Source organism: Enterobacter cloacae complex sp. 2021EL-01169 (genome assembly GCF_020733125.1).
GTDB lineage: Bacteria > Pseudomonadota > Gammaproteobacteria > Enterobacterales > Enterobacteriaceae > Enterobacter > Enterobacter roggenkampii.
In genome coordinates, this window is sequence record NZ_JAJFTC010000004.1 from 115875 (window position 1) to 142240 (window position 26366).

Below are 26366 nucleotides of genomic sequence, written 5' to 3' on the forward strand. Positions count from 1 at the left end.
TAACAGGTGGATGGGGTGGTAAGCCATTCACCCGTTCAAAATGCGGTCTTAGTTATACAAATGGTTTGTACAATCTGATAAGGTTGGTGCAGTTAGGTATGGAAGTTCTGAGCGTGAGGGAGTTAATGGCCTATTACAGTATCGGCGAAGTGGCCGAACGATGCGGTATCAACCCCGTTACGCTGCGTGCCTGGCAGCGCCGTTATGGATTGTTGAAGCCGCAGCGCAGCGAAGGGGGCCATCGTCAGTTTGACGATGAAGATATCCTGCGTATAGAAGAGATCAAACGCCTGATGAAGAGCGGCGTTTCGGTCGGGAAAGTAAAAGCCTTGCTGGAAAACAAGGAAGTGTTGACTCAGGGCAACTGGGTCTCGTTCCAGGAAGAGATGATGACCGTTCTGCGCTACGCCAGCCCGGCAAAGCTGCGCGCCAAAATTGGCGAGTTCCGCCGCGATCACCCGATAGATTCCCTGATTGACAATATCATTTCTCCCGTCCGTCAGCGGATGAACCAGGACCAAAATACCGTGCGACACATGGCGAGCCTGTTAGACGGAGTCCTGATTGAATTCGCGATTGCAAGCCTGGCGGAGTCCCGTAAGAAAGCCGGTAAAGACGCTCTCCTGATCGGCTGGGAGTGCGATGACCGCACCCATCTGTGGCTCGAAGCCGCGCGCTTAGCGCAGAAGGGCTGGCACATCGACGTCCTGGCAGAACCGATTGATTCGCCGCGTCCTGAACTGTTCCCGGGACAAAAAATCTTCGTCTGGACGGGGAAATCCCCAACGCCTCGACAGCAGGAACAGCTCGACCACTGGCGTGAACAGGGGTTTGCTGTCTCATTTCATCATTAAGTGTAAGAGGCCTTGAGGGCCTTTTTTTATTTTTGTCACTTTCCATGCAAAAGCTATCTCAAAAATAGGCATTTCCAATGCATATTTTACGTTTCTGCTCTCCTGCCCGAATGCCACAACGAAATGCATTATTAATCAATGCATTGAACAATTAAATCCATCCTGCCTGCATCTTGTCACAGGGTCTATGCTTAATAAAAGTAGGCAAAAAGGGCGGTTTAGCCGAATGCCCCTGCTGACAGAGGGTTGAAGTGATAATCGTTATCACTAACATGGTGTTATGCCCTGATGGCTTATCAGATGAGGTGGACCTATGGAACTGCATTCAGAAACCTTTAATCCTGCCGATTTCGCCTGGCGCGGGTTAACGCTCACGCCAGCGGCGGCGGCACATATTCACGAGCTGGTGGCGAAAAAGCCCGAGATCCTTGGCGTGCGTTTAGGTGTCAAACAGACCGGCTGCGCAGGTTTCGGTTACGTGCTTGATACCGTCACCGAACCCGAGAAAGATGACCTGGTGTTCGAGACCGACGGCGCAAAATTGTACGTCGCGCTGCAGGCCATGCCCTTTATCGATGGCACCGAAGTGGACTACGTCCGCGAAGGCTTAAATCAATTATTCAAATTTCATAACCCGAAAGCCCAGAACGAATGCGGCTGCGGCGAAAGCTTTGGGGTATAGGCGGAACTATGTCTCGTAATACTGAAGCAACGAGTGAAGTAAGTACCTGGAGCGGCGGGCACCTCAACTATAAAGAGGGGTTCTTCACCCAGCTGCAGACCGATGAGCTGGCAAAAGGCATCAATGAAGATGTCGTGCGGGCGATCTCGGCGAAACGTAACGAGCCCGAGTGGATGCTGGAGTTTCGCCTGAGCGCCTACCGCGCCTGGCTGGAGATGGAAGAGCCGCACTGGCTGAAAGCGCATTATGACAAGCTGAACTATCAGGACTACAGCTACTACTCTGCGCCCTCCTGCGGCAGCTGCGATGACACCTGCGCCTCGCAGCCCGGCGCGGTGCAGCAAACCGGTGCGGAGAACAGTTTCCTGAGCAAAGAGGTAGAAGAGGCGTTTAACCAGCTGGGCGTACCGGTGCGCGAAGGGAAAGAGGTGGCGGTGGACGCTATCTTTGACTCGGTCTCGGTGGCCACCACCTACCGCGAGAAGCTGGCAGAGCAGGGGATCATTTTCTGCTCCTTCGGCGAAGCGATTCACGATCATCCTGAACTGGTGAAAAAGTACATCGGAACCGTGGTGCCCTCTAACGACAACTTCTTTGCGGCGCTTAACGCGGCGGTGGCCTCGGACGGCACCTTTATTTACGTGCCGAAAGGCGTGCGCTGTCCGATGGAGCTTTCCACCTATTTCCGCATTAATGCCGAAAAAACCGGCCAGTTCGAACGTACCATTCTGGTGGCCGATGAGGGGAGTTACGTCAGCTACATCGAAGGGTGCTCCGCCCCGGTCCGCGACAGCTATCAGCTGCACGCGGCGGTGGTGGAGGTCATCATCCATAAAGACGCCGAGGTGAAATACTCGACGGTGCAAAACTGGTTCCCGGGCGACGGCAATACCGGCGGCATCCTGAACTTCGTGACCAAGCGTGCGCTGTGCGAAGGCGAAAACAGCAAGATGTCGTGGACCCAGTCCGAAACCGGCTCGGCCATCACCTGGAAATACCCGAGCTGCATCCTGCGCGGGGATAACTCCATCGGCGAGTTTTACTCGGTGGCGCTCACCAGCGGTCATCAGCAGGCGGATACCGGCACCAAGATGATCCACATTGGTAAAAACACCAAATCGACCATTATCTCGAAAGGTATCTCCGCCGGACACAGCCAGAACAGCTATCGCGGGCTGGTGAAAATCATGCCGACGGCGACCAATGCGCGAAACTTCACCCAGTGTGACTCGATGCTGATTGGCGCTGACTGCGGGGCGCATACCTTCCCATACGTCGAATGCCGTAATAACACGGCCCAGCTGGAGCACGAGGCGACCACGTCACGGATTGGGGAAGATCAGCTCTTCTACTGCCTGCAGCGCGGGATCAGCGAAGAGGATGCCATCTCGATGATCGTAAACGGCTTCTGTAAGGACGTGTTCTCTGAACTGCCGCTGGAATTTGCCGTTGAAGCCCAGAAACTCCTCGCCATTAGTCTTGAACACAGCGTCGGTTAAGGAAAGCACATGTTAAGCATTAAAGATTTACAGGTCAGCGTAGAAGATAAAGCCATCCTGCGTGGCCTCAATTTTGACGTCAAGCCGGGCGAAGTCCACGCCATCATGGGGCCGAACGGTTCCGGGAAAAGTACGCTTTCTGCGACGCTGGCGGGACGCGAAGATTATGAGGTGACCCACGGCTCGGTCGAATTTAACGGCAAAGATCTGCTGGAGATGTCGCCGGAAGACCGCGCGGGCGAGGGCATCTTTATGGCCTTCCAGTATCCGGTAGAAATCCCCGGCGTCAGCAACCAGTTCTTCCTGCAAACCGCGCTCAACGCGGTGCGGAAATACCGGGGGCTGGAGGCGCTCGACCGCTTCGACTTCCAGGATTTAATGGAAGAGAAAATCAAGCTGCTGAAAATGCCGGAAGATCTGCTGACCCGCTCGGTGAACGTCGGTTTTTCCGGCGGTGAGAAAAAGCGTAACGACATTCTGCAGATGGCGGTGCTGGAGCCCGAGCTGTGCATTCTGGATGAGACCGACTCCGGTCTGGATATTGACGCCCTGAAGATTGTCGCTGACGGGGTGAACTCCCTGCGCGACGGCAGGCGTTCGTTCATTATCGTCACCCACTACCAGCGCATTCTGGACTACATCAAGCCGGATTACGTCCACGTGCTTTACCAGGGGCGCATTGTGAAATCCGGTGATTTCACGCTGGTTAAACAACTGGAGGAGCAGGGCTATGGCTGGCTTACCGAACAGCAGTAATGCGCTCCAGCAGTGGCACCGGCTGTTTGAAGCCCAGGGCGGCACGCGCTCTGAGCAGGCGCAACAGCATCTGCAGCAGATGCTGCGTCTTGGCCTGCCGACGCGTAAGCATGAGAACTGGAAGTACACCCCGCTTGATGGCTTGCTGAACGCCGAGTTTGTGACCCGTCTGGCGGATCTCACGCCTGCGCAGCGTGACGCGCTGGCAGTGGGCGTGGATGCCGTGCGCCTGGTGTTTGTCGACGGTCAGTTCCGCCCTGAGCTGAGCGACACGCTCCAGGAGAGCGGATTTGAGATTGAGATAAACGACGATCGCCAGCGCCTGAGCGCCCCGGTTCAGCCTGAGGTCTTTCTGCACCTGACCGAAAGCCTGGCCCGCAGCGTGACGCATATCCGCGTGAAGCGTAACCAGCGTCCGGCCAAACCGCTGCTGCTGATGCACATCACTCAGGGGCTGGACGGCGACGAAATCAACACCGCGCACTATCGCCACCATCTTGAGCTGGCGGAGGGGGCGGAGGCCACGGTCATCGAACATTACGTCAGCCTCAATGAGACGCGTCACTTTACCGGGTCGCGACTGACGATGAACGTGGCGGCGAATGCCCAGCTACACCACATCAAGCTGGCGTTTGAGAATGCGCAGAGCCACCACTTTGCCCATAACGACATTGTCCTGGGACAGGATGCCGCCGCGTACAGCCACAGCTTCCTGCTCGGCGGGGCGGTGCTGCGCCATAACACCAGCACGCAGCTTAACGGTGAAAACACCACGCTGCGCATCAACAGCCTGGCGATGCCGGTTAAATCAGAAGTGTGTGACACGCGCACCTGGCTGGAGCACAACAAAGGCTACTGCAACAGCCGCCAGCTGCACAAAACCATCGTCAGTGATAAAGGGCGCGCGGTGTTTAACGGCCTGATTAACGTGGCGCAGCACGCCATTAAAACCGACGGGCAGATGACCAACAACAATCTGCTGTTAGGTCGCCTGGCGGAGGTGGACACCAAGCCGCAGCTGGAGATCTACGCCGACGACGTGAAATGCAGCCACGGTGCGACGGTCGGGCGAATCGACGACGAGCAGATGTTCTACCTGCGCTCGCGCGGCATCGACCAGCAGGCGGCGCAGAAAATGATTATCTACGCGTTTGCCGCCGAACTGACGGAAGCGCTGCACGATGGTCAGTTAAAACTGCAGGTGCTGGATCGGATCGGTCAGCGCCTGCCTGGAGGCGAAGCATGAGTTTTCCCGTCGAAAAAGTACGGGCAGATTTCCCGGTTCTGACCCGTGAAGTAAACGGTCTGCCGCTGGCCTATCTGGACAGCGCGGCCAGCGCGCAGAAGCCGAATCAGGTGGTGGATGCGGAAGCTGAGTTCTATCGCCACGGCTATGCCGCCGTGCATCGCGGTATTCACACCCTGAGCGCCGAGGCGACCCAGCGGATGGAAAACGTGCGCACGCAGCTTGCCGCTTTTCTTAACGCCCGCTCGCCGGAAGAACTGGTCTTTGTTCGCGGGACCACCGAAGGGATCAACCTTGTTGCTAACAGCTGGGGCAACGCGCAGGTCCACGCGGGGGATAACATCATCATCACCCAGATGGAGCACCACGCCAATATCGTGCCGTGGCAGATGCTCTGCGAGCGCGTAGGGGCGCAGCTGCGGGTGATCTCGCTAAACGCTGACGGGACGCTTCAGCTTGAGCAGCTTGACCTCTTGCTGGACGACCGCACGCGGCTGGTGGCGGTTACCCAGGTCTCCAACGTGCTGGGGACCGAAAACCCGGTGGCGGAGATCGTCGACAAGGCCCATCAGGCGGGCGCAAAGGTCCTGATTGACGGCGCGCAGGCGGTGATGCACCACGCGGTTGACGTCCAGGCGCTGGACTGTGATTTCTACGTCTTTTCAGGCCACAAGCTCTACGGGCCGACCGGGATTGGCGTGCTGTATGTGAAAGAAGAGATCCTGCAGGCGATGCCGCCGTGGGAAGGGGGCGGGTCGATGATCGCCACCGTCAGCCTGACGGAAGGCACAACCTACGCGCGCGCCCCGTGGCGTTTTGAGGCGGGCACGCCCAACACCGGGGGCATTATCGGGCTGGGGGCGGCGGTCTCTTACGTCTCTGCCATCGGTCTTGATGCCATTCAGGAGTATGAACAGCTGCTGATGCACTACGCGCTTGCAGAGCTTGCCAGCGTGCCGGATTTAACCCTCTACGGGCCTGCCGATCGGCAAGGGGTAATCGCGTTTAATCTTGGGAAACACCACGCCTATGACGTGGGCAGTTTCCTCGATAACTACGGCGTGGCGGTCCGCACCGGGCACCACTGCGCCATGCCGCTGATGGCGTTTTACCAGGTACCGGCAATGTGCCGCGCATCGCTGGTGATGTACAACACGACGGAAGAGGTCGACAGGCTGGTGGCGGGGCTGAAGCGCATTCATCAGCTGCTGGGCTAACGGAGAGACGAAAGATGGCAGAGCTGCCGGACAAAGATAAATTACTGCGCAACTTCTCGCGTTGCGCAAACTGGGAAGAGAAGTATCTCTATATCATCGAGCTGGGACAGCGTTTGCCGCCGCTCGGTGAAGAGGCGCACAGCCCGGAGAACAGTATTCAGGGCTGCCAGAGCCAGGTGTGGATTGTGATGGCGCAGTCGGATGACGGCACGATCGCATTGCGCGGCGACAGCGATGCCGCCATTGTAAAAGGGCTTATTGCGGTCGTCTTTAGCCTTTACCAGCAGATGTCGGCGCAGGATATCGTCGCGTTCGATGTTCGTCCGTGGTTTGAAAAAATGGCCTTAACCCAACACCTCACCCCGTCCCGCTCTCAGGGACTGGAAGCGATGATTCGCGCCATTCGCGCCAAAGCTGCAATCCTTAGCTAGACTTACAGAACAGCATTCATTCTGTTTCGCGAGGTGGTTCCCGCCTCGCTGGTTTTTCAGCTTTCTGGCGTTCTGTCAGTGAATAAGGAATCTCAGCATGAAGCGCGCGTCTCTCATTACTCTATTACTCCTCAGTTCGCTCGGAGCCCTTCATTCGGCCCGCGCGATGGACTATCCGTTGCCGCCCGCAGGCAGTCGTCTGATTGGGCAAAATCAAACCTACACGATACAGGAAGGAGATAATAAGCTGCAGACCATCGCCCGCCGGTTTAATACGGCGGCGCAGGTGCTCCTGGAAACCAACAATACCATTGCGCCGGTAAACCCTGCGCCGGGCACCGTGATAACCATTCCGTCGCAAATGCTGTTGCCGGATACGCCCCGCGAGGGGATTGTGGTGAATCTTGCTGAGCTTCGGCTCTACTACTTCCCGCCGGGGCAAAATATTGTTCAGGTTTATCCTCTGGGTATTGGGCAACTGGGGCTGGAAACGCCGGTGACGACCACGCGGGTGAGCCAGAAGATCCCTAATCCCACCTGGACACCCACGCCGGGCATACGAGCACGTTCTCTGGAGCAGGGCATTAAACTGCCTCCGGTGGTCCCTGCCGGGCCAAATAACCCGCTAGGACGCTTCGCACTGCGTTTAGGCGTGGGGAATGGGGAATATCTCATTCATGGCACCAGCGCGCCGGACAGCGTTGGCCTGCGTGTCAGCTCTGGCTGTATGCGGATGAACGCCCCGGACATTAAGGCGCTGTTCGAACAGGTGCGGGTGGGCACGCGGGTGCAGATTATTAATGAACCCGTGAAGTTTTCCGTGGAGCCGGATGGTAAACGCTATATTGAGGTCCACCGTCCGCTGGCGCAGGTAGAAGGGGAAAATCCGCAGGTCTCGCCCATTACCCATTCCGCCGACTTTGCGGCCTTTGTTTCTCAGGCAGGAAGCGATAAGGCGCTGATTGATAAAGCGCTGTCACGTCGTGCCGGGATCCCGGTTATCGTGTCGTCCGGTAGCGGCCCGTCAGCCAGCAATAGCGTGTTGTCGGTGCAGAACAGCCGGGTGTCTGCTGCGGTGGCGGAAGATGAAGGGGAGAGGGTGACGCAGTAGGCGTTTGACGCAGGCAAAAAAAATGGCGCACAATGTGCGCCATTTTATTAACAGGTACTATTACTTACGGTATTTAGTAGCCTGGTTGTCCAGACGCTGGTTAGCGCGAGCTGCGTCGTCTTTAGCAGCCTGAACGTCGGAACGCATTGCGTTCACGTCGTTGCTCAGCTGGTCAACTTTAGCGTTCAGAGTCTGAACGTCAGAAGACAGCTGATCGATTTTAGCGTTGCTGGAGCAACCAGCCAGCAGAGTAGAACCCAGGATTACCGCGCCCAGTACCAGTTTAGTACGATTCATTATTAATACCCTCTAGATTGAGTTAATCTCCATGTAGCGTTACAAGTATTACACAAAGTTTTTTGGGTTGAGAATATTTTTTTGATGGGAATACACCTATTTTTGATCGTTCGCTCAAAGAAGCACCGAATCAGCCCTTTTCAGGCAAAAATCTAAGGAAAAAAAGGCATTTATCATCGGATTCATCTTAGATAATTCGCAATTAAATAGAAAAACCCGATTTGCATTTTGAATGCGTTTGGCTAATGCCGGGAATAAAAAAAGCGCCCAATGGGCGCTTTTTATCCAAATTAATTCGTTCGGGAATTATTACAGCACGTGAACAGATGCGGTATTGGTGGTGCCGCTTGGTACCAGGGCGCCAGAAACCATTACCACAACGTCGCCTTTCTGTGCCAGACCGCTTTCCAGAGCCAGTGCTTTACCCTGAATGTAGAAATCGTCAGTAGAGGCGATCTCTTTAACCAGGTGCGCAACGACGCCTTTGCTCAGCACCAGCTGACGAGCAGTGGTTTCGTTGGTGGTCAGGGCCAGGATGGTCGCATCCGGGAAGTATTTACGCACGGCGCGCGCAGATTTACCGCCCTGAGTAGCAACCACAATCAGTGGTGCTTCCAGTTTCTCAGCAGTTTCTACCGCACCGCGGCATACTGCTTCGGTGATACGCAGCTTGCGGCTGTCGTTGTTGAAGTCCAGACGGCTGGTCATCACGCGGTCAGTACGTTCACAGATGGTCGCCATGATGCCGACCGCTTCCAGCGGGTATTTACCTTTCGCGGATTCACCGGACAGCATTACTGCGTCAGTACCGTCGAGAATGGCGTTTGCCACGTCGCCTGCTTCAGCGCGGGTTGGGCGTGGGTTTTTGATCATGGAGTCCAGCATCTGCGTGGCGGTGATAACCACTTTACGCGCGCGCACACACTTCTCGATCATCATCTTCTGCGCGAAGATCACTTCTTCAACAGGGATTTCAACGCCCAGGTCGCCACGTGCAACCATGATGCCGTCAGACGCTTCGAGGATTTCGTCGAAGTTGTTCAGGCCTTCCTGGTTTTCGATTTTGGAGATGATCTGGATCTTCTCGCCGCCGTGCGCTTTCAGGTGCTCACGGATTTCAACCACGTCGGAACGCTTACGGATGAAGGAGGCCGCGACGAAGTCAACGCCTTGCTCGCAGCCGAAGATCAGGTCCTGTTTGTCTTTTTCAGCCAGGGCTGGCAGCGCGATGGAGACGCCCGGCAGGTTAACGCCTTTGTTTTCGCCCAGGTCGCCGTTGTTCAGCACTTTACAGATAACTTTGTTGCCTTCGATAGCGGTGACTTCCATACCGATCAGGCCATCGTCGACCAGCACGGTGTTACCAACGGACAGATCGCTGGTGAAGCCTTCGTAGGTCACTGCAACGATTTCGCTGTTGCCGATAACGGATTTGTCGGTGGTGAAGGTGAAGGTCTGGCCCGCTTTCAGAGAGACGTCGTTACCGCCTTCCAGCTTGATGGTACGGATTTCTGGACCTTTGGTATCCAGCAGGATGGCCGCTTTTTTACCGGTCTTGCTCATCACGTTGCGCAAGTTCTGGATGCGCTGGCCGTGTTCTGCGTAGTCGCCGTGGGAGAAGTTCAGACGCATCACGTTCATGCCGGCATCCAGCATTTTGCTCAGCATCTCTTCAGATTCGGTTTTCGGGCCGATAGTACAAACAATTTTCGTCTTTTTCATGACAGTCTTAGTCTTTAAGTTGGGAAGGATATGGAAATCTCGCTCCGGGGGCGCACCGCCGCGGAGTCAAACCTGTGTTGCAAAAGAGTATATGACACGCACTAAGGATAGGAGACATCAAATGAGCGTGCAGAAGAAAGTGTGCCTGAGTGACAGCCCAACGAAGGAGAGGAGAAGTTGTACGTTGTTTTTTGTATTCCAAGCGCTGAAACCATTCACCAGGGATTAGGTGCGCATTATACGCTGATTCTAAGATAAAAGGAAAATGGAAACGGTGTTTCAGAAATAATCTGTGCTGTTTCACATAATATTGTTATCAAGGCGTTAAGCCATGATGACAACTTATCGCGGCAGGTGAGGGACCTGCCGCACTTTGCTTATTTTTGCAGCGCCTGGCTGAGGTCGGCAATCAGGTCTTTAGGATCTTCAATCCCCACCGACAGGCGGATCAGCTGCGGCACAATGCCGTTTGCGAGGCGTTGCTCAAGCGGAATTGAGGCGTGGGTCATGCTGTAAGGCTGGCTCACCAGACTTTCCACGCCGCCCAGGCTTTCCGCAAGGGTGAACAACTTCAGGTTGCGAATCACCTCGGTGGCGCGTTGCGCATCGCCTTTTACCACGACGGAAATCATGCCACCGGGCAGCGCCATCTGCGTGCGGGCAAGCTGGTACTGCGGATGCGATTCCAGTCCTGGATAGTACACGTTTTCGACCAGCGGATGCTGCTCCAGCCATTGCGCAATGGCCAGCGCGTTGGTGCTGTGCTTTTCGACCCTCAGCGCGAGCGTGCGAATACCGCGCAGCGTCAGGAAGCTGCTGAAAGGATCCAGAACGCCGCCCACCGCGTTCTGCAGATAGCCGAGCTTGTCCGCCAGCGCCTTGTTATCGCCCACCACCGCCAGCCCGGCGACGACGTCAGAGTGGCCGTTAAGGTATTTAGTGGCCGAGTGCACCACGATATCGAACCCGGACTCCAGCGGACGGTGGATCACCGGCGACGCGAAGGTGTTATCCGCCACGCTGATGACGTTATGACGACGGGCGATCGCCGCGATGGCCGCCAGATCGGCCAGCTTCAGCAGCGGGTTGGTTGGCGTTTCGACCCAGACCATACGCGTTTCCGGGCGAATGGCGGCCTCGAGCCCGGCCAGGTCGTCCGGTTTGACCCAGCTGACCTGCAGCCCGGTGCTGCGCTTGCGCACGTTTTCAATCAGGCGGTACGTCCCGCCGTATACGTCATCAATGGCGACAATATGGCTGTCTTTATCCAGCAGTTCGAGCACCGTGGAGATGGCCGCCAGACCGGAAGCGAAGGCGTAGCCGCGCGTGCCGCCTTCCAGTTCGGCGATGGCGGTTTCCAGCGCATGGCGGGTGGGGTTGCCGCTGCGGGAGTACTCGTAGCCGGTATGCTCCCCGGGCGCGGGTTGCGCAAACGTCGAGGTGGCGTAAATTGGCGGCATAACGGCGCCGTGCTGGTCGTTAAATTCGCCGCTGTGAACGCTGAGGGTGGCCAGATTTTTCATCATTGATTCCTTTATTGCTGTAGACGGTTGCGCCAGGCGGTCAGAACGTCGCTGCGCGTAATCAGACCGAGAAAACGGTCGTTGTCATTAATGACGGCCACAAGGCCGCGGTCGAAGATGGCGTGCAGGGCGCTTTCCGGCGCGTGCTTGTCAAGGAACTCGACCTGACGCGTCATGGCTGCCGTCACCGGCAGCGCGAAGCGATCGCCGTCGCCGCCGATATGTCGCAGGAGATCCCACTCGTCGATAATGCCCACCACCTTGCCGTTCTCCAGCACCGGCAGCTGGGAGATGTCATACAGACGCATGCGCGCCAGGACGGTGGAGAGCGTGTCGTCCGGGGCCGCGGTGACGGTGGCACCTTCATCGTGGCGCAGGGCGATGTAATCAGAGAGATCGCCGGCCTGAGGACGCGTGATGAGCCCCTGCTGTCGCATCCAGTCGTCGTTGAACATCTTCGAGAGATATTTATTGCCGCTGTCGCAGGCGAAGGTCACCACCCGCTTCGGCGTGGTTTGCGCCTGGCAATACTTCAGCGCGGCCGCCAGCAGCGTACCGCTGGAGGAGCCCGCCAGAATGCCCTCCGTTTTCAGCAGCTCGCGCGCGGTGGTGAAGGCCTCGCGGTCGGTGATGCGCCAGGCGCGATTCACCCCTTCAATGTGGGCCAGCGGAGGAATAAAGTCTTCGCCAATTCCCTCAACCAGCCAGGAGCCCGCGTCGTGGTAGCGTCCGGTTTCCACCTGGTCGGCGAGAACGGATCCGGCCGGGTCAGCCAGGACAAATTCCGTGTGCGGAGAGTGCTCGGCGAACCACGCCTGCAGGCCGCCCAGCGTGCCGCCTGAGCCGACGCCCACCACGATGGCGTCGATTTTGCCGTCAAGCTGTTCATACAGCTCAGGCGCCGTGGTGGTGCGGTGCGCCAGCGGGTTGGCTTCGTTGTTGAACTGGTCGATGTAAAACGCGCCCGGCAGTTCGTTCGCCAGACGCTGGGCGTAATCCTGGTAATAGGCAGGATGGCCTTTGTTGACGTCGGAGCGGGTCAGCACCACCTGGGCACCCAGCGCGCGCAGGTGGAAAATCTTCTCGCGGCTCATTTTGTCCGGCACTACCAGGATCAGCGAGTAGCCTTTCTGGGCGGCGATCAGGGCCAGGCCGAGACCGGTATTGCCCGCAGTGGCTTCAATTATCGTGCCGCCTGGCTGCAGCTGGCCGGTACGTTCCGCTTCGTTAATCATCGACAGCGCAACGCGATCCTTAATGGAGCCGCCGGGATTCTGGTTTTCCAGCTTCAGAAAGAGCGAGCAGGGACCGGTATCAAGCTTATGCAGCTGGATCAGCGGGGTACGACCAATCAGTTCGGTGACGGAGTGATAAATCGTCATGATGTTTTCCTTTCTGGATGTCATGACGGGATGATAGGGCGGTGAAATTTTCTCAATAAAGAACCATTCACTGCTTTTTAGAACAGAAAGGAATATAAATGATGTTTTTGGATGTCAGGACAGCAAGACGTAAAGTTGTCTGGATGTGAGGATGGCTATATACGCATAAAATGCTGCAAAAATGAGCGTTTTTGCAGGGTGTCAGCCAGCAGATATACATCAGGCAGATAATCATTGCTGAAATTTATCTAAATGCTTCCCACCCGGTAAATCCGCTGTTTATTTCCGAAAGTTATAACACATTCTTTTTTGTTCATTTAAAAGCTGATAACGCCTGTTTACTATCGTTTGGACATCCATACTGCTAAACCGCCGAGGGCGGCACGGATAACGAATAAGAATGATAGTTCTCAGCAATATTTCGAAGGTTTTTGACAACGGAAAGGTGGCGCTCACGGCCGTTGATAATGTCAATTTGACGATAGCACAGGGACAGATATACGGGATCATCGGTTACAGCGGCGCAGGTAAAAGTACGCTTATTCGCTTGCTGAATGGTCTGGAAAAACCGAGCAGCGGCAGCGTAACCATCAACGGGCAGAACATTTCTGCCGCAAAAGGTGAAGCCCTGCGCCAGGCGCGTCTGAAGATCAGCATGGTGTTTCAGCACTTCAACCTGCTGTGGTCGCGCACGGTCAGCGAGAATATTGCGTTCTCGATGCAAATTGCCGGCGTACCAAAAGCCGACATTAAGGCCCGCGTGGCCGAGCTTATTGAACTCGTTGGCCTGAAAGGTCGCGAGCATGCCTATCCATCACAGCTGAGCGGTGGGCAAAAGCAGCGCGTGGGCATTGTGCGTGCGCTGGCTAATCGCCCGGATGTGCTGCTCTGCGATGAAGCCACCTCCGCGCTTGACCCGCAGACCACCGATCAGATCCTCGATCTGCTGCTGGATATTAACCGTCGTTTCAGGCTGACCATCGTGCTGATCACGCACGAGATGCACGTGGTGCGCAAAATCTGCGACCGCGTGGCGGTGATGGAGAACGGTAAAGTGGTGGAAGAGGGAGACGTGCTGAGCGTCTTTACCCATCCGCAGCAGCCGATTACGCAGCAGTTTGTCCGTCAGGTGAGCCAGTACGCTGAAGAAGAAACCTTCAATACCGAACTGGCAAACGATCTGGAAGGGACGGTCATCAGGCTGACCTTTACCGGGCACAGCACGCATAAACCGATTGTGGGTGAGCTCACGCTGCGCTACGGCCTGCCGTTTAACATTCTGCACGGAAAAATGACCCAAACCGCTCACGGCGTGTTTGGTCAGCTCTGGGTGCACGTCGTGGCATCTGATGAACAACTGAACAATATCCTCGCCGACCTGCAGCACAGCGATATTGAAGGCGAGGTGATTAAACATGGCTGAGAATCTCTTTCCGCATCTCAAGTGGGATCAGCTTTGGGCGGCGACGCTGGAGACGCTGTACATGACCGCGCTTTCCGGTGTGGCGACCTTTGTATTAGGCATCGTGCTGGGTCTGGCGCTGTTTTTAACCGCGCGCGGCGGATTGTTCCACAACCGCACGGTATATAGCGTCATTTCGATTGTGGTGAACGTGTTCCGCTCGATTCCGTTCATCATTTTGATTGTGCTGCTGATCCCGTTCACCAAGACCGTTGTCGGCACCATTCTTGGCGCCAACGCGGCGCTGCCGGCCCTGATTGTGGGGGCCGCACCGTTCTACGCACGCCTGGTGGAGATCGCCCTGCGTGAAGTGGATAAAGGCGTGATTGAAGCGACGCGCTCGATGGGCGCACGACTGAGCACGCTCGTATTTCGGGTTTTACTGCCGGAATCATCACCTGCACTGGTATCGGGTATTACGGTGACGCTGATTGCGCTGGTGAGCTACAGCGCCATGGCGGGGGTGATTGGCGCCGGTGGTTTGGGAAATCTGGCTTATCTGGAAGGATTCCAGCGCAACCATGGTGACGTCACGCTGGTGGCAACGGTGACCATTCTGATCATCGTTTTCATTATCCAGTTCTGCGGCGATGTCATTACTTCACTGTTAGATAAACGCTAATACCCGTCATATTTCGAGCCTCAGGCGCGTTGGCTGCATTCGTTCACCCCAGTCACTTACTGTATGTAAGCTCCTGGGGATTCACTCACTTGCCGCCTTCCTGTGACTCGAACTATTTAGGGTAACAACAACACACAGGAACCACATCATGAAAAAGACACTGACGCTGATCGCCGCTGCAACCCTGAGCGCCCTGAGCTTTGCCTCCTGGGCCGACACCCTGACCGTGGGCGCGTCCAACACGCCGCATGCGGAAATTCTGGAGCAGGCAAAGCCGATTCTGGCGAAGCAGGGGATCGACCTGGAGATTAAACCGTTCCAGGACTACATTCTGCCGAACACCGCGCTGGCGGGTCATGACATCGATGCGAACTATTTCCAGCACATTCCTTACCTGAACAGCGTGCTGAAAGATCATGCGGGCGATAAGGACTACGATTTTGTCAGTGCGGGCGCGATCCACATTGAGCCAATCGGCATCTACTCCAAAAAATACAAGTCGCTGAAAGACCTGCCGGAAGGTGGCAAGATCATCATGCGTGACGCGGTTTCTGAAGAGGGGCGTATTCTTTCCATCTTCGAGAAAGAGGGCGTGATCAAGCTGAAGCCGGGCATCGATAAAGTGACCGCGCGCATCAGCGACATCGTCGAGAACCCGAAAAAGCTGAAGTTCACGCCTAACGTGGAAGCGTCTCTGCTGCCGCAGATGTACAACAACAACGAAGGCGACGCGGTGGTGATTAACGCCAACTACGCGATTGACGCCGGTCTGGATCCGGTTCACGACCCGATTGCGGTTGAGAGCGGTGAAAACAACCCGTATGCCAACATTATCACCGTGCATCGCGGTGACGAGAAGAAGAAAGACATCGTCGCGCTGGTGAACGTGCTGCACTCGAAAGAGATTCAGGACTGGATCCGCACCAAGTACAAAGGCGCGGTCATTCCAGTAAACAACTAATTGACTGATTTTACAGATGAAGCCCGGCGAGTCTCTCGCCGGGCTTCTTTTTTGTATCCGGCAGGAGAATCATTTAAGCTCAACGTTTAACAGGCAATGGAGTGATGACGATGGGTAACGTGACCAAAGATGAAGCGCTGTACCAGGAGATGTGCCGGGTGGTCGGAAAGGTGGTGCTTGAGATGCGTGATTTAGGGCAGGAGCCAAAGCATATTGTCATTGCCGGTGTTCTGCGTACCGCGCTGGCGAACCAGCGCGTGAAACGCAGTGAATTGACAACCGAAGCGATGGAAACGGTGGTTAAAGCGCTGGCCGGGTAAGGCGCCAGCGCTTCGCAAGCTGCTCAAGCGAGCAGCAGAGCAGGTAGTAGACCACGCCCGTAAAAATAAAAATGGCCGCCGGGTAGATTTGCACCCGGTTGTTGACCTGTCCCGCCACCGTGGTCAGCTCCGGGACGTTCACGATAAACGCCAGCGACGTATCCTTCAGCAGGCTGATAAAAATCCCCACCAGCGACGGCAGAATATTCCCCAGCGCCTGCGGCAGCAGCACGCGCCACAGGGTTTGCTGCGTGCTGAATCCCTGTGACAGCGCGGCTTCGTACTGCCCGGTCGGCAGCGCGCTCAGCCCGGCCAGGACCGAGTGCATCACGGTGGCCGCCGTAAACCAGGCCAGCGCCAGCGTGACGGTCAGCGCCCCGGGCAGATCGCCCCCGGTCATGAGCGGCAGGAGATACCACATCCAGAAAATCACGAAGATGAGCGGGATCCCGCGAATCAGCTCTGCCCATAAAAAGAGGGCTTTGCGCACGAGCCCGGTAAAGCGCCAGGCCAGGCACGCGAGCGCAATCCCAGCGGGCAGGGCGATAACGGCTGCTCCAGTCGCCATCATCAGCGAGAGCAACACGCCCCCCGGTTCACCGGCTGCCGCGCGTCCCCACAGCAGATAATCGAGGTTATCGGTGATGACATTAAGTCCGGCAATCATGTTTTTCACTCCCTGCGGTAGCGACGATCGGACGTTTACGTTTCGCCTGCGGCCCAAGGCGAACCAGCACCATTCCCATGACCAGACCGGTCAGGAGATAGAGTGCGGTACCGAGGGTAAATGCCTCCAGCGCGTGCGCGTTATAGCTTTCGATCTGCCTGACCTGGTAGGTGAGCTCGGCGAAGCCAATCCCGCTGGCGAGCGAGGAGAGCTTCATCAGGTTGAGATACTGGCCCACAACGGGCTGCCAGGCGTTAGCCAGCCCCTGCGGCAGCAGGATGTAGCGAAACACGCGCCACGTGGAGAAACCCTGGGCGAGCGCCGCCTCCCGTTGCCCGGCTGGCACAGACCGCAAGCCTGATTCCACTTCTTCGATTAAAAACGCCGAGGTAAATACGCCCAGCCCCCAGGCAGAACATAAAAATTCGGGCGTAAACCACCAGACGTCGCCGGGCAGAATGGACCAGCTGTGATCGGCGTTGACCGCGTCGCGAAACGCCTGCGGCAGCCCGTTCCAGGCGGCAAAATACCAGAACAGCAGCTGCACCAGCAGCGGGGTATTGCGAAACATCGATACCCAGCCGCTGACGATCGCTTTCCCGACGCGTCCACCGGACAGGCGCAGGAGCATAAAGAGCAGTGCGAGCAGGCTGGCCAGCGCGATCCCCGCCAGCGTCACCCACAGGGTGGTGAGAAATCCGGAAAGTATCCACTGCAGAGGCTGTCCGGTCAGTACTCCCTGCCAGTCGAGCGCGGGCATTACAGATGCTCCTGATGCAGCGGGTCCAGCACCTTTTGCAGGAACCGCTGCGCGCGCGGATGCGCTGGCTGGCTGAAAAACTGTGCCGGCGGCGCGGTTTCCAGAATTTGCCCGCCGTCGATAAAGACAATCCGGTCGGCAATTTCCCGGGCAAACTGCATCTCATGGGTCACCACGATCATCGTGATCCCGCTGTGGGCGAGGGCTTTCATCACAAACAGCACTTCACCAATCATCTCGGGATCGAGTGCCGACGTCGGCTCGTCAAAGAGAATGATTTGCGGTGACGAGGCCAGGGCGCGGGCAATCGCGACCCGCTGCTGCTGTCCACCGGAAAGCTCAGCCGGGTAATGGTGGGCTTTTTCCAGCATCCCGACTTTCTCCAGCAGGGCCAGCGCGCGCGCCTGAGCGGGGAGCGGCTTCCAGCCGTGGACGTGCTCAAGCGCCAGGGTGATGTTCTGGCTGGCGGTGAGGTGGGCATAAAGATTGAACTGCTGAAACACAAACCCCACGCGGCTTCGCAGCTGGCGCAGCCCGCTACCGGAGAGCCTGCCGGTAGGCTTGTTGTCGACCAGGATCTCCCCGCCGCTCAGGGGTTCAAGCTGGTTGATAAGACGAATCAGGGTGGATTTACCGGAACCCGACGGGCCGAGGATGGCAACCACTTCACCGGGCGTGATAGTGAGGTTAATGTCGTTCAAAACCTGATGGTCACCGTAGCGTTTGTCCACGTGGCGAAACTCGACGCTGGCCTGTTCCAGATGTGAAAAATCCGCGGCACCGGCCGCGGAGTGGGAAAATAAACCTGAGAGCATCATTATCTGGCTTCTATTTTAAAGGCGCGGGGCTGTGGAGCAGGGGTGCCAGGACCAAACCAGACGTCGTAGATTTTAGCCGCCTGACCGGTCTTCTCGAGATTGACCAGCTCGTCGTTGACGGCTTTCAGCAGCGCCGTTTCACCTTTTTTCACCCCCACGCCAATCTCTTCTTTGCTCAGCAGGTCGGGCAGAATTTTGAAGTTGGCTTTGTCCGGCGCCTGCGCCAGCAGACCGGCCAGAATGGTGCTGTCCTGGGTAATGGCCTGCACGTTGCCGTTGCGCAGTGCGGTCAGCGCCAGGGGAATGTCGTCATAAGAGAGGACGCGGGACTGCGGGAAGCGCTGGTGCAGCGCCTGCTCGCCCGTCGTGCCTTTGACCGCGCCAATGCGCGCCCGGCTGTAGTCATCGAGCTTGTCCGGAGATTTCGCCGGAACCAGGAACTGCTGGCCGGTGACAAAGTAAGGCGTCGAGAAGTCAATCACCTGCGCGCGTTCCGGCGTGATGGTGATATCCGCCACGATCAGGTCCGCTTTGCCGGACTGCAGCAGCGGAATGCGGTTGGCCGGATTGGTGGCAACCAGTTCAAGCTTCACGCCGAGCGATGTTGCCAGCGCTTTGGCGAAGTCTACGTCGTAACCCACGATCTCATGCGTTTTGGCATCAATCGAGCCAAACGGCGGGTTGGCATCAAACGTGGCGACTTTCACCACCCCTGCTGCCTTGATATCCGCCAGCTGATCGGCCTGCGCCTGCGCTGAAAACAGGCCCCAGGCTGCCACTACGCCCAGAACCAGCGTCCGTTTTTTAAACCCTTTCATTTTTGCTGCCATAGTCATACGCCATCCCGTTGTTTTTGTTTTACCCCGTTACGCTCCCATAAGGGAAAGCTATCGCCAAATAAGAAATCGTTCTTTGCTATGAGCAAAAAAGCATTAGTGAACAAGGTGTTAATGAAGCGTGAAAAGGACGGGGCGCTATTTGCAGATCCTGCACATCGACAGTGGATTTTGGTATTTCCCCTGCACGGGATTGGGGTGCTTAACTGAAGGCAGATACGGCGAGAGAGGGTAAGACGATGAAAAAATGGATCAGCACGTTACGGCGGTTTTTTGCGACCCGACCAGCGAATGCGGAGAACAGCGCGCAACGTGTTCTTGAGTCGATACTGCCTGTCGCCAGCCTGTATGGCGTAGACGTTGCCAACATTGACCCGGAGTGGTTCCATGATAAAACGCCACGCTGAACTGCGCCGCACGCGCGAAACGTACTGGAATGAGGTGTGCGTGACGTCTGTAAAGCCTCAAAAGACGGAAAAGTACGCTCTGAATCATTCGGTTAATTAGCCCGCTTTTGTTACCAATGTGTCCTTTCAGTCATGGAGAAAATGATGAAACGGACCACGTTAACACGCGCGCTTTCTGTCCCTGCGCTACTTTTCACAATTCATGCGGCACACGCCGCACCGCAGGCGCATGTTGTTTGCGGCTATTCCCATACCCTTGGCGATGACGCCATTATGATGTACGGCATGCCCAACGAGGCCATGCAGCACGACTTCTTCGGCAACGTGCAAACGGATGCTGACTCCAGCCGTGAATCCCTGCGCCGGGATGAAAAGACCACCTGCGATAACAAAGCCGACAGCTCTGCCTACTGGGCACCTTCGCTTCGCCTGCCTGACGGCACGGTCGTCAAACCGGCGTATCAAAAAACCTATTATCAGGCATCGAACGTGGACGCCTGGCCGCTACACCCTTTCCCGGCGGGGCTGTCGCTGCTGGCGGGCGACCATCACGGTAGTGCGCCGAATCCACATATCACCTTTTTATGTGCCAACGGCAAGGGTTACACCACCAAAACCGGTGAGGTCTGCGGCTTGCGCAAGGCGAACGATGCCGTGCAGTTTAATATCGGCATTCAGTTTCCTAACTGCTGGGATGGAGTGAACCTGAAGCCTGCCCATGGTCTGATTAACGCCACCTACGACGTCAAGGGGCAGTGCCCGTCCACCTTCCCGGTGAAAATTCCCACCGTGAACATGAACATTGCTTACGTACTCCCGACGATTAGCTCGCTTGATACCAGCAAAGTGCAGCTCTCCATGGACCCCATCATGCACGGCGATGAGCGAGAAGAGCGGTGGGGTAGCCTGTATACGGCGCATGCAGATTTTATGAACGGCTGGACGGAAGACGCCGCGCGCTTTATGACGGACCTGTGCATGAACCGCGGGTTAGATTGTGGCACCACCGTCCCGTATGGTTATTCCAGAGCGAAGGCCAACGTCTGGCTCAGCAGCCTGGAGCCAGACCTCTCCCAGCCCGAACCGCAGGTTTTACTGGTGCAGGATAACTGGCAGAACGGGGGGCGCACGAAAAACAGCGAAACGCTGTCGCTGGTGAAGTTCCACATTCCCCCTCTGCCTGCCGGGCAAGATCCTTCGCAGTTTACATACCGCGTGCGGATTTATGGCGGCAAAGTGGAAACTAACGGTGCCGATCAGATCTTCTTCTATCCGGCCAGCAATGACTGGGATCCTGCTACCGTAAGATGGGCCTCGCGTCCGGCCTGTAACTATCGCTCCGACGCAGTGCTCTATCTGAACCATTCTCGTGAATACCGGATGGTGAACGTGGACAAAGCCGTGCGCAAGGCGCTGGCGGAAGGAAAAACCGAAATCTCGTGGTATATCGGCGGTGACCGCCAGGGGAATCATTACCAGTTCGAACCGGCGTCTTCATCAGAAAGCCTGGTTCTGATGCTAACGGGGTTTAAAAAGACGCCTGAGCTGTAATCTTCCCCGCAATGAAAAAAGCACCGGTTTTCCGGTGCTTTTTTATCAGATCTTGCAGGCGTCGCCGCAGTCGTCGTCGGCAATAATCGCCTGCGCTTTTTTATCCGCATCGTCCAGACGTTCTGCGTTACGCTCTTCCGCTTCATCCAGACCGTTAAAAACTAAGTTATCGAGATCAATTTCCATCTTGCACCTGCTCTGTTCGGTTTTTGATACTGGCACAGTATAGGGTAAAAAACGCCAGCAATGTACCTCGCAGCACATAAGGATAATCCCTGCCATACTCAGTGCTTTATCACTGAGGAGCGCTCATGATTACACTCTGTAGAACCTGCGGTACTTCTTATGAGGGAACGCCGGAGAGATGTGCCATTTGCGAGGATGAACGTCAGTATGTTCCGGCCAGCGGCCAGGCGTGGATCGATTACGCGACGGTAACGGCGACACACGCCAACAAATGGCAGCAGCTGGAGCCGCAGTTATTCAGTATCAAGACGGTACCCGCTTTTGCCATTAACCAGCGGGCACTCCTCCTGCGTACTCCCCACGGTAACATTCTCTGGGACTGCATCGCCAACCTTGATCCTGCAACCCAAACGCTCATCGCCGCACTCGGCGGCCTTCGCGCCATTGCGATTTCGCATCCGCACTATTACACCACGATGCAGGAGTGGGCCGCGGCTTTCGACGCGCCGGTCTATCTGCACGTGAGCGATAGCGAATGGGTGATGCGCGACAGCCCGGCGATTCATTTCTGGGATGGCGATGCGCTGGAGATAGTCCCGTCGGTTACGCTGCTGCGTCTCGGCGGGCATTTTGCGGGCGGAACGGTACTGCACTGGCAGGAGGGCGAGGGCGTTTTACTGGCGGGAGACATTTTGCAGGTGACCCCAGGGAAAGAGGCCGTGTCGTTCATGTGGAGCTACCCGAATATGCTTCCGCTGCCTGCCCGTACGGTTGAGGACGTTACCTGGCGCCTGTCGGGAAAATCGTTCGCCCGTCTTTACGGCGCGTTCGAAGGGCAGAACATTCCGGCAAACGCCGATGACATCGTGCAGCGGTCGGGCCAGAAATATATTGCTTGTCTCAAGTGAAGCACGGTGGGTAAACTTTGCGAGTGTGATCTCGATCATGCCTAAACGAAAACAGATAAAAGAGAAATTGCTATGCAACATATCATTGAAGGTTTTCTCAGCTTTCAAAAAGAGATTTTCCCGCAACGTAAAGAGCTCTTTCGCAGTTTAGCGTCCAGCCAGAATCCCAAAGCGCTGTTTATCTCCTGCTCCGACAGCCGTCTGGTCCCTGAACTGGTCACCCAGCAAGAGCCGGGACAACTCTTTGTTATTCGTAATGCTGGCAACATTGTTCCACCGTTCGGGCCGGAGCCAGGCGGCGTCTCTGCAACTATCGAGTACGCGGTAGTGGCGCTGGGCGTGACCGACATCGTGATCTGCGGCCACTCCAACTGCGGCGCGATGAAGGCGATTGCCGATAACGCGAACCTGGAGCCGATGCCTGCTGTATCGCACTGGCTGCGCTATTCCGACGCGGCAAAAGCCGTGGTAGAGAAAAAAAGCTGGGATAAGCCGATCGATAAAGTGAATGCGATGGTGCAGGAAAACGTCTTTGCGCAGCTCAGCAACATCAAGACCCACCCGTCCGTCGCGGTGGGCCTGCGTAATAACTCGCTTCGCCTGCACGGCTGGGTATACGACATTGAAAGCGGCAAAATTCTCGCCCTGGATAAAGCGACGAAAAGCTTCGTCTCGCTGTCTGAAAACCCGGAAGTGTTCTTCGAATAATCTCGCGTTGCAGGGCATGGAAGCCCTGTCAGTTCTCCACGTACGGTAACCGACGCCGTATACCTGAGGCCGGTTTTTCAGCCGCCTTCGCCATCGCTTCTGCAATCTCCGCACACTCTGCCAGCCCCTGAACGAAGGGACGATCGTGCATCAGCCACGGTATTGCGCCGAAGGCGATGCGCCCACGAACCGTTTCTGGCGCTTTTAACGTGTAATCCTCGCCGATGTCGGGGATCTCATCGCCCGTCTCCTCAAGCTGTCTGCGCAGCGATGGGAAAGGCAGATCGTTTGTTTTAAGCGGCTTTTGCCCGCGCGCATCAATAAAGACGTCGAAACGATAAACGGTCTCTTGTGTGGTGATGACTGTCCGATCGCTGCCGGCATCAAGCGTGTAATCATCGCCGAGCGCCGCCACGCTAATGATGCCGGCCTCGCGAAGCGCAAGCAGCCTGCGAATAGACTGCGGCGGGATGGCAGCATAATTGTCGATAAACACGCGAGCCAGGCCCTGCTTAAAGCGTTTTCTGTCCTGCTCGCTAAGATGGGGAACGATCTCCTGAACGACCTCATGCAGCCGAAGCACGGTGTAGCGCCACGCCACGGTACGGCGCTCGCGTTTATTGCGTTCAACCTCGTTGAGATTCTCTTCCGCCCAGGTAAAGGGCCCGTGGCGCTTACGATCCTCAAACCAGGCCTCACGAATGGTGTCCGCATTAAGCGTACGCAGAGACATTTTCTCGCACCACGCCGGGTCGGCGAGTTCAAGCTCTTTCACCATCAGGGCAAAGACTCGCTCAAGCAGGCCATCCGGTCCTTTGGCTATCTCGCTTTCCACTACGAATTCGGTCAATACCGACAGCGGTTCATAAGGGATGGGGCAGTAAAAATCGGCTTCCGGGAGAATGCCCGTCCGTGACATCAGCGTAATGTTTAACCCTTCGCTGCCGCTGTCGAGGATGAATTTACCGTCACGAAACTCGCCGTGCTGCATCACCACCGCCATAGCCGCGTCCAGGCCACTCAACGAGGTGCCCATAATGCCCACGCGGCAAGGGGGAATGCGGGCGTCCATCAGGCCGGACCACGGGCTTGGGAAGAACGTGCGCGTGGCTTCATCCTCCTCTGGCCAGACGTGGCCGGTGGCAATAACCGCTAGGTCGAATTTATCCGCTAATGTGCGGTCATTGACCGAAATCGTCACGCCGGTTGTCGAAGGGTTGATGTCGGTGACCTTCGCAGATTCATGAACCTCAACCTGGAACCCCAGCTTTTTCGCCTCTTTTACGATTGAACGAAAGCTGTCGCGAAAATACTCTCCCAACAGGAGCCTGGGCAGGAACTGCCGATCGTGCAGGCTGGCTTTATCAACTTTAAAGCGCGCCAGATGGTCGTCGCTTTGCTCCTTAAGCCAGTCGAGGTAGGTCATAAAAATGGGCGGGATTTCAATGCTCGCAATGTTCGCCAGCATCAGCCGGGAATTCTCGTCATCGTTATAGGGCATGCCCACGCCAGCTTCATCGGCCTGTTCAAAGACGGAAACGGAGAGTGGGGTATTGTTATTAAGCAGATGATAAAAGGTGTAAATTCCCGTGGGGCCGGAGCCGATAATCGCGATCTTCTTCATCAACACGTTTCCTGTGTTTTTTTCCATAGGAAAAGCGTAGCAGGAGAATAATGATGAAAATAAGGGATTAAGAAAATTCAGGGTAACTGAGGAGAATTTGCACCATTTCAGGACTGAAATGGTGCGTCCGAGTGGACTCGAACCACCGACCCCCACCATGTCAAGGTGGTGCTCTAACCAACTGAGCTACGGACGCAGAATGGTGCGTTCAATTGGACTCGAACCAACGACCCCCACCATGTCAAGGTGGTGCTCTAACCAACTGAGCTATGAACGCAACGTGTTGTCGGTGACAACGGGGACGAATATTAGCGGCACAGCACCGAGGTGGCAAGAGGGAAAATGCAATTTTCTCTCTGATTTCACGCGATTGCTGTATTACCGCGCAAAGTGAAGAGAAAGTAGCCGCCGGGCGGCGGCTACTGCGTATTTAACGTGCAGCGCGTTGCAAAATGATCGTTGATGGCTGGCGCTGCAGGAAGCGCATGCGCAACATCATCATAATTGCCGCCGACGTCAGGCCGATGATAAAGCCCATCCAGAACCCCGCCGGTCCCATGCGGTCAACCACCAGGTCGGTCAGGGCCAGAATATACCCACACGGCAGACCCAGCACCCAGTAGGCGATGAAGGTGATAAAGAAAATGGAACGCGTGTCTTTATAGCCGCGCAGCACCCCGCTGCCAATCACCTGGATGGAGTCCGAAATCTGGTAAATCGCGGCCAGCAGCATCAGGTGCGAGGCCAGCGCGACGACTTCCGGATTGTCGTTGTAGAGCAGGGCAATCTGCTCGCGCAGCGCCACGGTAAAAAGCGCCGTGCAAATGGCCATGCAGACGCCGACGCCCAGTCCGGTGCGCGCGGCGGTTTGCGCATCGAGCGTCGAGCCTTGCCCCAGGCGGAAGCCCACGCGAATCGTCACTGCTGCGGCCAGCGACATCGGCAGGACAAACATCAGGGAGCTGAAGTTGAGCGCAATCTGATGCCCGGCGACGTTCACAATGCCCAGCGGGGAGACCAGCAGGGCGACCACGGCAAACAGGGTCACCTCAAAGAACAGCGCAAGGGCAATCGGCAACCCTAGCTGCACCAGGCGCGTCATGATGTTCCAGTCCGGCGTGCTGAATCTGTTCTCGTTACGAATATCACGCATGGAGCGGGCGCGCTTCACGAAGGTAAGCATTGAGAAGAACATGACCCAGTAAACGGCGGCCGTCGCCACGCCGCAGCCGACACCGCCCAGCTCCGGCATCCCGAAATGACCGTAAATAAAAACATAGTTAACGGGAATGTTGACCAGCAACCCGATAAAGCCCATCACCATCCCGGGCTTGGTTTTCGCCAGACCTTCACACTGGTTACGCGCCACCTGGAAGAAGAGATATCCAGGCGCCCCCCAGAGCAGGGCGCGCAGATAGCCCACGGCTTTGTCCGCCAGGGCCGGGTCAATGTTATGCATAGCGCGAATGATATGGCCCGCGTTCCAGAGCACGACCATGATCAGCACAGAGACAAACCCGGCCAGCCAGAAACCCTGGCGGACCTGATGGGCAATGCGCTCGCGGCGCCCCGAGCCATTGAGCTGAGCGATAACAGGCGTGAGCGCGAGCAGCAGACCGTGGCCGAACAGGATGGCCGGAAGCCAGATTGACGTGCCGATAGCAACGGCCGCCATGTCGGTGGCGCTGTAGCCACCTGCCATTACCGTATCCACAAATCCCATTGCGGTCTGGGCCACCTGCGCGACGATCACGGGTATAGCCAGTGCCAATAGCTGGCGCGCTTCATTCATGTACTTCTGCACGTGAACACCTTT

At 56.5% G+C, this 26366-nt stretch carries 27 protein-coding genes and 2 tRNA genes; 16 read left to right on the forward strand and 13 right to left on the reverse strand.

Annotation, left to right across the window (positions count from 1 at the left end):
* The first annotated feature begins 125 nt into the window (after window positions 1-125).
* The 8 genes from LLF79_RS13590 (at window position 126) to LLF79_RS13625 (ending at window position 7796) form a co-directional block, all read left to right on the forward strand.
* The gene (locus LLF79_RS13590; protein WP_008500632.1) at window positions 126-854 is read left to right on the forward strand and encodes a MerR family transcriptional regulator; all 729 of its coding nucleotides are present in this window, start codon (window positions 126-128) and stop codon (window positions 852-854) included.
* 313 nt (window positions 855-1167) lie between these two features.
* On the forward strand, window positions 1168-1536 hold the full coding sequence (sufA, locus tag LLF79_RS13595; RefSeq protein ID WP_008500631.1) for a Fe-S cluster assembly scaffold SufA: 369 nt from the start codon (window positions 1168-1170) through the stop codon (window positions 1534-1536).
* Window positions 1537-1544: 8 nt separating this feature from the next.
* Window positions 1545-3035, forward strand: coding sequence for a Fe-S cluster assembly protein SufB (gene sufB / locus LLF79_RS13600; protein WP_227879640.1), 1491 nt, complete (start codon window positions 1545-1547; stop codon window positions 3033-3035).
* 9 nt (window positions 3036-3044) lie between these two features.
* Window positions 3045-3791 (forward strand): Fe-S cluster assembly ATPase SufC, encoded by a 747-nt coding sequence (sufC, locus tag LLF79_RS13605; RefSeq protein WP_227879644.1) that lies wholly within the window; start codon window positions 3045-3047, stop codon window positions 3789-3791.
* Complete coding sequence (gene sufD / locus LLF79_RS13610) at window positions 3766-5037, forward strand: Fe-S cluster assembly protein SufD (RefSeq protein WP_069598164.1); 1272 nt, start codon at window positions 3766-3768, stop codon at window positions 5035-5037. Before sufC ends, sufD begins: the two co-directional genes overlap by 26 nt.
* A complete protein-coding gene (sufS, locus tag LLF79_RS13615; protein WP_219983553.1) occupies window positions 5034-6254 on the forward strand; it encodes a cysteine desulfurase SufS in 1221 nt (406 codons plus the stop codon). The genes sufD and sufS overlap by 4 nt, the downstream gene beginning before the upstream one ends.
* A 14-nt stretch (window positions 6255-6268) precedes the next feature.
* Window positions 6269-6685: a cysteine desulfuration protein SufE gene (gene sufE, locus LLF79_RS13620; RefSeq protein WP_129344137.1), complete on the forward strand. Its 417-nt coding sequence runs from the start codon at window positions 6269-6271 to the stop codon at window positions 6683-6685.
* A 97-nt stretch (window positions 6686-6782) separates the two neighbouring features.
* On the forward strand, window positions 6783-7796 hold the full coding sequence (locus LLF79_RS13625; RefSeq protein WP_045336088.1) for a L,D-transpeptidase family protein: 1014 nt from the start codon (window positions 6783-6785) through the stop codon (window positions 7794-7796).
* A 60-nt stretch (window positions 7797-7856) separates the two neighbouring features.
* On the opposite strand, the gene lpp is transcribed toward LLF79_RS13625, so the two are convergent.
* From lpp to LLF79_RS13645, 4 genes are all read right to left on the reverse strand, one after another.
* Window positions 7857-8093 carry a murein lipoprotein Lpp gene (gene lpp, locus LLF79_RS13630; protein WP_001082307.1) on the reverse strand — a complete coding sequence of 79 codons (237 nt, stop codon included), beginning with the start codon at window positions 8091-8093 and terminating at the stop codon, window positions 7857-7859.
* 309 nt (window positions 8094-8402) lie between these two features.
* A complete protein-coding gene (gene pykF / locus LLF79_RS13635) occupies window positions 8403-9815 on the reverse strand; it encodes a pyruvate kinase PykF (protein WP_008500621.1) in 1413 nt (470 codons plus the stop codon).
* Between the two features lie 377 nt (window positions 9816-10192).
* Window positions 10193-11338, reverse strand: a complete 1146-nt coding sequence (locus tag LLF79_RS13640; protein ID WP_021241113.1) for a PLP-dependent aspartate aminotransferase family protein — start codon at window positions 11336-11338, stop codon at window positions 10193-10195.
* 11 nt (window positions 11339-11349) lie between these two features.
* Window positions 11350-12720: a cystathionine beta-synthase gene (locus LLF79_RS13645; RefSeq protein ID WP_039266185.1), complete on the reverse strand. Its 1371-nt coding sequence runs from the start codon at window positions 12718-12720 to the stop codon at window positions 11350-11352.
* Window positions 12721-13120: 400 nt separating this feature from the next.
* Here LLF79_RS13645 and LLF79_RS13650 point away from each other — a divergent pair, with 400 nt between their 5' ends.
* The 4 genes from LLF79_RS13650 to fumD all read left to right on the forward strand — a co-directional run bounded on the left by LLF79_RS13650 (window position 13121) and on the right by fumD (window position 16085).
* Complete coding sequence (locus tag LLF79_RS13650; protein WP_227879645.1) at window positions 13121-14143, forward strand: methionine ABC transporter ATP-binding protein; 1023 nt, start codon at window positions 13121-13123, stop codon at window positions 14141-14143.
* Window positions 14136-14804 (forward strand): methionine ABC transporter permease, encoded by a 669-nt coding sequence (locus tag LLF79_RS13655; RefSeq protein WP_008500617.1) that lies wholly within the window; start codon window positions 14136-14138, stop codon window positions 14802-14804. Before LLF79_RS13650 ends, LLF79_RS13655 begins: the two co-directional genes overlap by 8 nt.
* Window positions 14805-14952: 148 nt before the next feature.
* Window positions 14953-15765: a MetQ/NlpA family ABC transporter substrate-binding protein gene (locus tag LLF79_RS13660; protein ID WP_008500616.1), complete on the forward strand. Its 813-nt coding sequence runs from the start codon at window positions 14953-14955 to the stop codon at window positions 15763-15765.
* Window positions 15766-15875: 110 nt separating this feature from the next.
* Complete coding sequence (gene fumD, locus LLF79_RS13665) at window positions 15876-16085, forward strand: fumarate hydratase FumD (RefSeq protein ID WP_008500615.1); 210 nt, start codon at window positions 15876-15878, stop codon at window positions 16083-16085.
* Here the strand turns inward: fumD and LLF79_RS13670 are convergent.
* From LLF79_RS13670 to LLF79_RS13685, 4 genes are read right to left on the reverse strand one after another with little or no spacing between them, the layout of a single operon-like run.
* Window positions 16066-16752: an amino acid ABC transporter permease gene (locus LLF79_RS13670; RefSeq protein ID WP_181367612.1), complete on the reverse strand. Its 687-nt coding sequence runs from the start codon at window positions 16750-16752 to the stop codon at window positions 16066-16068. The two genes, fumD and LLF79_RS13670, sit on opposite strands and share 20 nt — an antisense overlap.
* Entirely contained in the window at window positions 16736-17512 is a 777-nt protein-coding gene (locus LLF79_RS13675; protein ID WP_181367611.1) for an amino acid ABC transporter permease, read from the reverse strand. The genes LLF79_RS13670 and LLF79_RS13675 overlap by 17 nt, the downstream gene beginning before the upstream one ends.
* Window positions 17512-18327 carry an amino acid ABC transporter ATP-binding protein gene (locus LLF79_RS13680; RefSeq protein ID WP_023327195.1) on the reverse strand — a complete coding sequence of 272 codons (816 nt, stop codon included), beginning with the start codon at window positions 18325-18327 and terminating at the stop codon, window positions 17512-17514. Before LLF79_RS13680 ends, LLF79_RS13675 begins: the two co-directional genes overlap by 1 nt.
* Window positions 18328-18329: 2 nt before the next feature.
* Window positions 18330-19160: an ABC transporter substrate-binding protein gene (locus tag LLF79_RS13685; protein WP_072253605.1), complete on the reverse strand. Its 831-nt coding sequence runs from the start codon at window positions 19158-19160 to the stop codon at window positions 18330-18332.
* A 245-nt stretch (window positions 19161-19405) separates the two neighbouring features.
* Here LLF79_RS13685 and LLF79_RS13690 point away from each other — a divergent pair, with 245 nt between their 5' ends.
* Both LLF79_RS13690 and LLF79_RS13695 read left to right on the forward strand, forming a co-directional pair.
* Window positions 19406-19573, forward strand: a complete 168-nt coding sequence (locus LLF79_RS13690) for a hypothetical protein (protein WP_008500610.1) — start codon at window positions 19406-19408, stop codon at window positions 19571-19573.
* A gap of 144 nt (window positions 19574-19717) precedes the next feature.
* A complete protein-coding gene (locus tag LLF79_RS13695) occupies window positions 19718-21124 on the forward strand; it encodes a DUF1996 domain-containing protein (protein ID WP_227879727.1) in 1407 nt (468 codons plus the stop codon).
* Between the two features lie 45 nt (window positions 21125-21169).
* On the opposite strand, the gene LLF79_RS13700 is transcribed toward LLF79_RS13695, so the two are convergent.
* Entirely contained in the window at window positions 21170-21310 is a 141-nt protein-coding gene (locus tag LLF79_RS13700) for a hypothetical protein (RefSeq protein WP_008500607.1), read from the reverse strand.
* A gap of 125 nt (window positions 21311-21435) precedes the next feature.
* Between LLF79_RS13700 and LLF79_RS13705 the strand changes: the two genes are divergently transcribed.
* A complete protein-coding gene (locus LLF79_RS13705) occupies window positions 21436-22218 on the forward strand; it encodes an MBL fold metallo-hydrolase (RefSeq protein WP_227879648.1) in 783 nt (260 codons plus the stop codon).
* A 72-nt stretch (window positions 22219-22290) separates the two neighbouring features.
* The gene (locus tag LLF79_RS13710; RefSeq protein WP_008500605.1) at window positions 22291-22926 is read left to right on the forward strand and encodes a carbonic anhydrase; all 636 of its coding nucleotides are present in this window, start codon (window positions 22291-22293) and stop codon (window positions 22924-22926) included.
* 28 nt (window positions 22927-22954) lie between these two features.
* Here LLF79_RS13710 and LLF79_RS13715 read toward each other — a convergent pair whose 3' ends face one another.
* From LLF79_RS13715 to mdtK, 4 genes are all read right to left on the reverse strand, one after another.
* On the reverse strand, window positions 22955-24550 hold the full coding sequence (locus tag LLF79_RS13715; protein ID WP_227879649.1) for an FAD-NAD(P)-binding protein: 1596 nt from the start codon (window positions 24548-24550) through the stop codon (window positions 22955-22957).
* A gap of 119 nt (window positions 24551-24669) precedes the next feature.
* Window positions 24670-24746, reverse strand: a tRNA-Val gene (locus LLF79_RS13720).
* 4 nt (window positions 24747-24750) lie between these two features.
* Window positions 24751-24827, reverse strand: a tRNA-Val gene (locus tag LLF79_RS13725).
* 153 nt (window positions 24828-24980) lie between these two features.
* The gene (gene mdtK, locus LLF79_RS13730) at window positions 24981-26354 is read right to left on the reverse strand and encodes an MdtK family multidrug efflux MATE transporter (RefSeq protein ID WP_021241123.1); all 1374 of its coding nucleotides are present in this window, start codon (window positions 26352-26354) and stop codon (window positions 24981-24983) included.
* Window positions 26355-26366: the final 12 nt, after the last annotated feature.

Bases quoted from the DNA above. Each gene is read 5' to 3' on its own strand.
- sufS (WP_219983553.1), top strand. From the start codon at position 5,034: ATGAGTTTTCCCGTCGAAAAAGTACGGGCAGATTTCCCGGTTCTGACC.
- LLF79_RS13680 (WP_023327195.1), bottom strand. From the start codon at position 18,327: ATGCTCTCAGGTTTATTTTCCCACTCCGCGGCCGGTGCCGCGGATTTT.
- LLF79_RS13710 (WP_008500605.1), top strand. From the start codon at position 22,291: ATGCAACATATCATTGAAGGTTTTCTCAGCTTTCAAAAAGAGATTTTC.
- pykF (WP_008500621.1), bottom strand. From the start codon at position 9,815: ATGAAAAAGACGAAAATTGTTTGTACTATCGGCCCGAAAACCGAATCT.
- LLF79_RS13590 (WP_008500632.1), top strand. From the start codon at position 126: ATGGCCTATTACAGTATCGGCGAAGTGGCCGAACGATGCGGTATCAAC.
- LLF79_RS13650 (WP_227879645.1), top strand. From the start codon at position 13,121: ATGATAGTTCTCAGCAATATTTCGAAGGTTTTTGACAACGGAAAGGTG.
- sufA (WP_008500631.1), top strand. From the start codon at position 1,168: ATGGAACTGCATTCAGAAACCTTTAATCCTGCCGATTTCGCCTGGCGC.
- LLF79_RS13640 (WP_021241113.1), bottom strand. From the start codon at position 11,338: ATGAAAAATCTGGCCACCCTCAGCGTTCACAGCGGCGAATTTAACGAC.
- LLF79_RS13675 (WP_181367611.1), bottom strand. From the start codon at position 17,512: ATGCCCGCGCTCGACTGGCAGGGAGTACTGACCGGACAGCCTCTGCAG.
- LLF79_RS13695 (WP_227879727.1), top strand. From the start codon at position 19,718: ATGAAACGGACCACGTTAACACGCGCGCTTTCTGTCCCTGCGCTACTT.
- LLF79_RS13690 (WP_008500610.1), top strand. From the start codon at position 19,406: ATGAAAAAATGGATCAGCACGTTACGGCGGTTTTTTGCGACCCGACCA.
- sufE (WP_129344137.1), top strand. From the start codon at position 6,269: ATGGCAGAGCTGCCGGACAAAGATAAATTACTGCGCAACTTCTCGCGT.
- LLF79_RS13660 (WP_008500616.1), top strand. From the start codon at position 14,953: ATGAAAAAGACACTGACGCTGATCGCCGCTGCAACCCTGAGCGCCCTG.
- fumD (WP_008500615.1), top strand. From the start codon at position 15,876: ATGGGTAACGTGACCAAAGATGAAGCGCTGTACCAGGAGATGTGCCGG.
- lpp (WP_001082307.1), bottom strand. From the start codon at position 8,093: ATGAATCGTACTAAACTGGTACTGGGCGCGGTAATCCTGGGTTCTACT.
- LLF79_RS13705 (WP_227879648.1), top strand. From the start codon at position 21,436: ATGATTACACTCTGTAGAACCTGCGGTACTTCTTATGAGGGAACGCCG.
- LLF79_RS13655 (WP_008500617.1), top strand. From the start codon at position 14,136: ATGGCTGAGAATCTCTTTCCGCATCTCAAGTGGGATCAGCTTTGGGCG.
- sufB (WP_227879640.1), top strand. From the start codon at position 1,545: ATGTCTCGTAATACTGAAGCAACGAGTGAAGTAAGTACCTGGAGCGGC.
- LLF79_RS13700 (WP_008500607.1), bottom strand. From the start codon at position 21,310: ATGGAAATTGATCTCGATAACTTAGTTTTTAACGGTCTGGATGAAGCG.
- LLF79_RS13685 (WP_072253605.1), bottom strand. From the start codon at position 19,160: ATGGCAGCAAAAATGAAAGGGTTTAAAAAACGGACGCTGGTTCTGGGC.
- LLF79_RS13715 (WP_227879649.1), bottom strand. From the start codon at position 24,550: ATGAAGAAGATCGCGATTATCGGCTCCGGCCCCACGGGAATTTACACC.
- sufC (WP_227879644.1), top strand. From the start codon at position 3,045: ATGTTAAGCATTAAAGATTTACAGGTCAGCGTAGAAGATAAAGCCATC.
- LLF79_RS13645 (WP_039266185.1), bottom strand. From the start codon at position 12,720: ATGACGATTTATCACTCCGTCACCGAACTGATTGGTCGTACCCCGCTG.
- LLF79_RS13670 (WP_181367612.1), bottom strand. From the start codon at position 16,752: ATGATTGCCGGACTTAATGTCATCACCGATAACCTCGATTATCTGCTG.
- LLF79_RS13625 (WP_045336088.1), top strand. From the start codon at position 6,783: ATGAAGCGCGCGTCTCTCATTACTCTATTACTCCTCAGTTCGCTCGGA.
- sufD (WP_069598164.1), top strand. From the start codon at position 3,766: ATGGCTGGCTTACCGAACAGCAGTAATGCGCTCCAGCAGTGGCACCGG.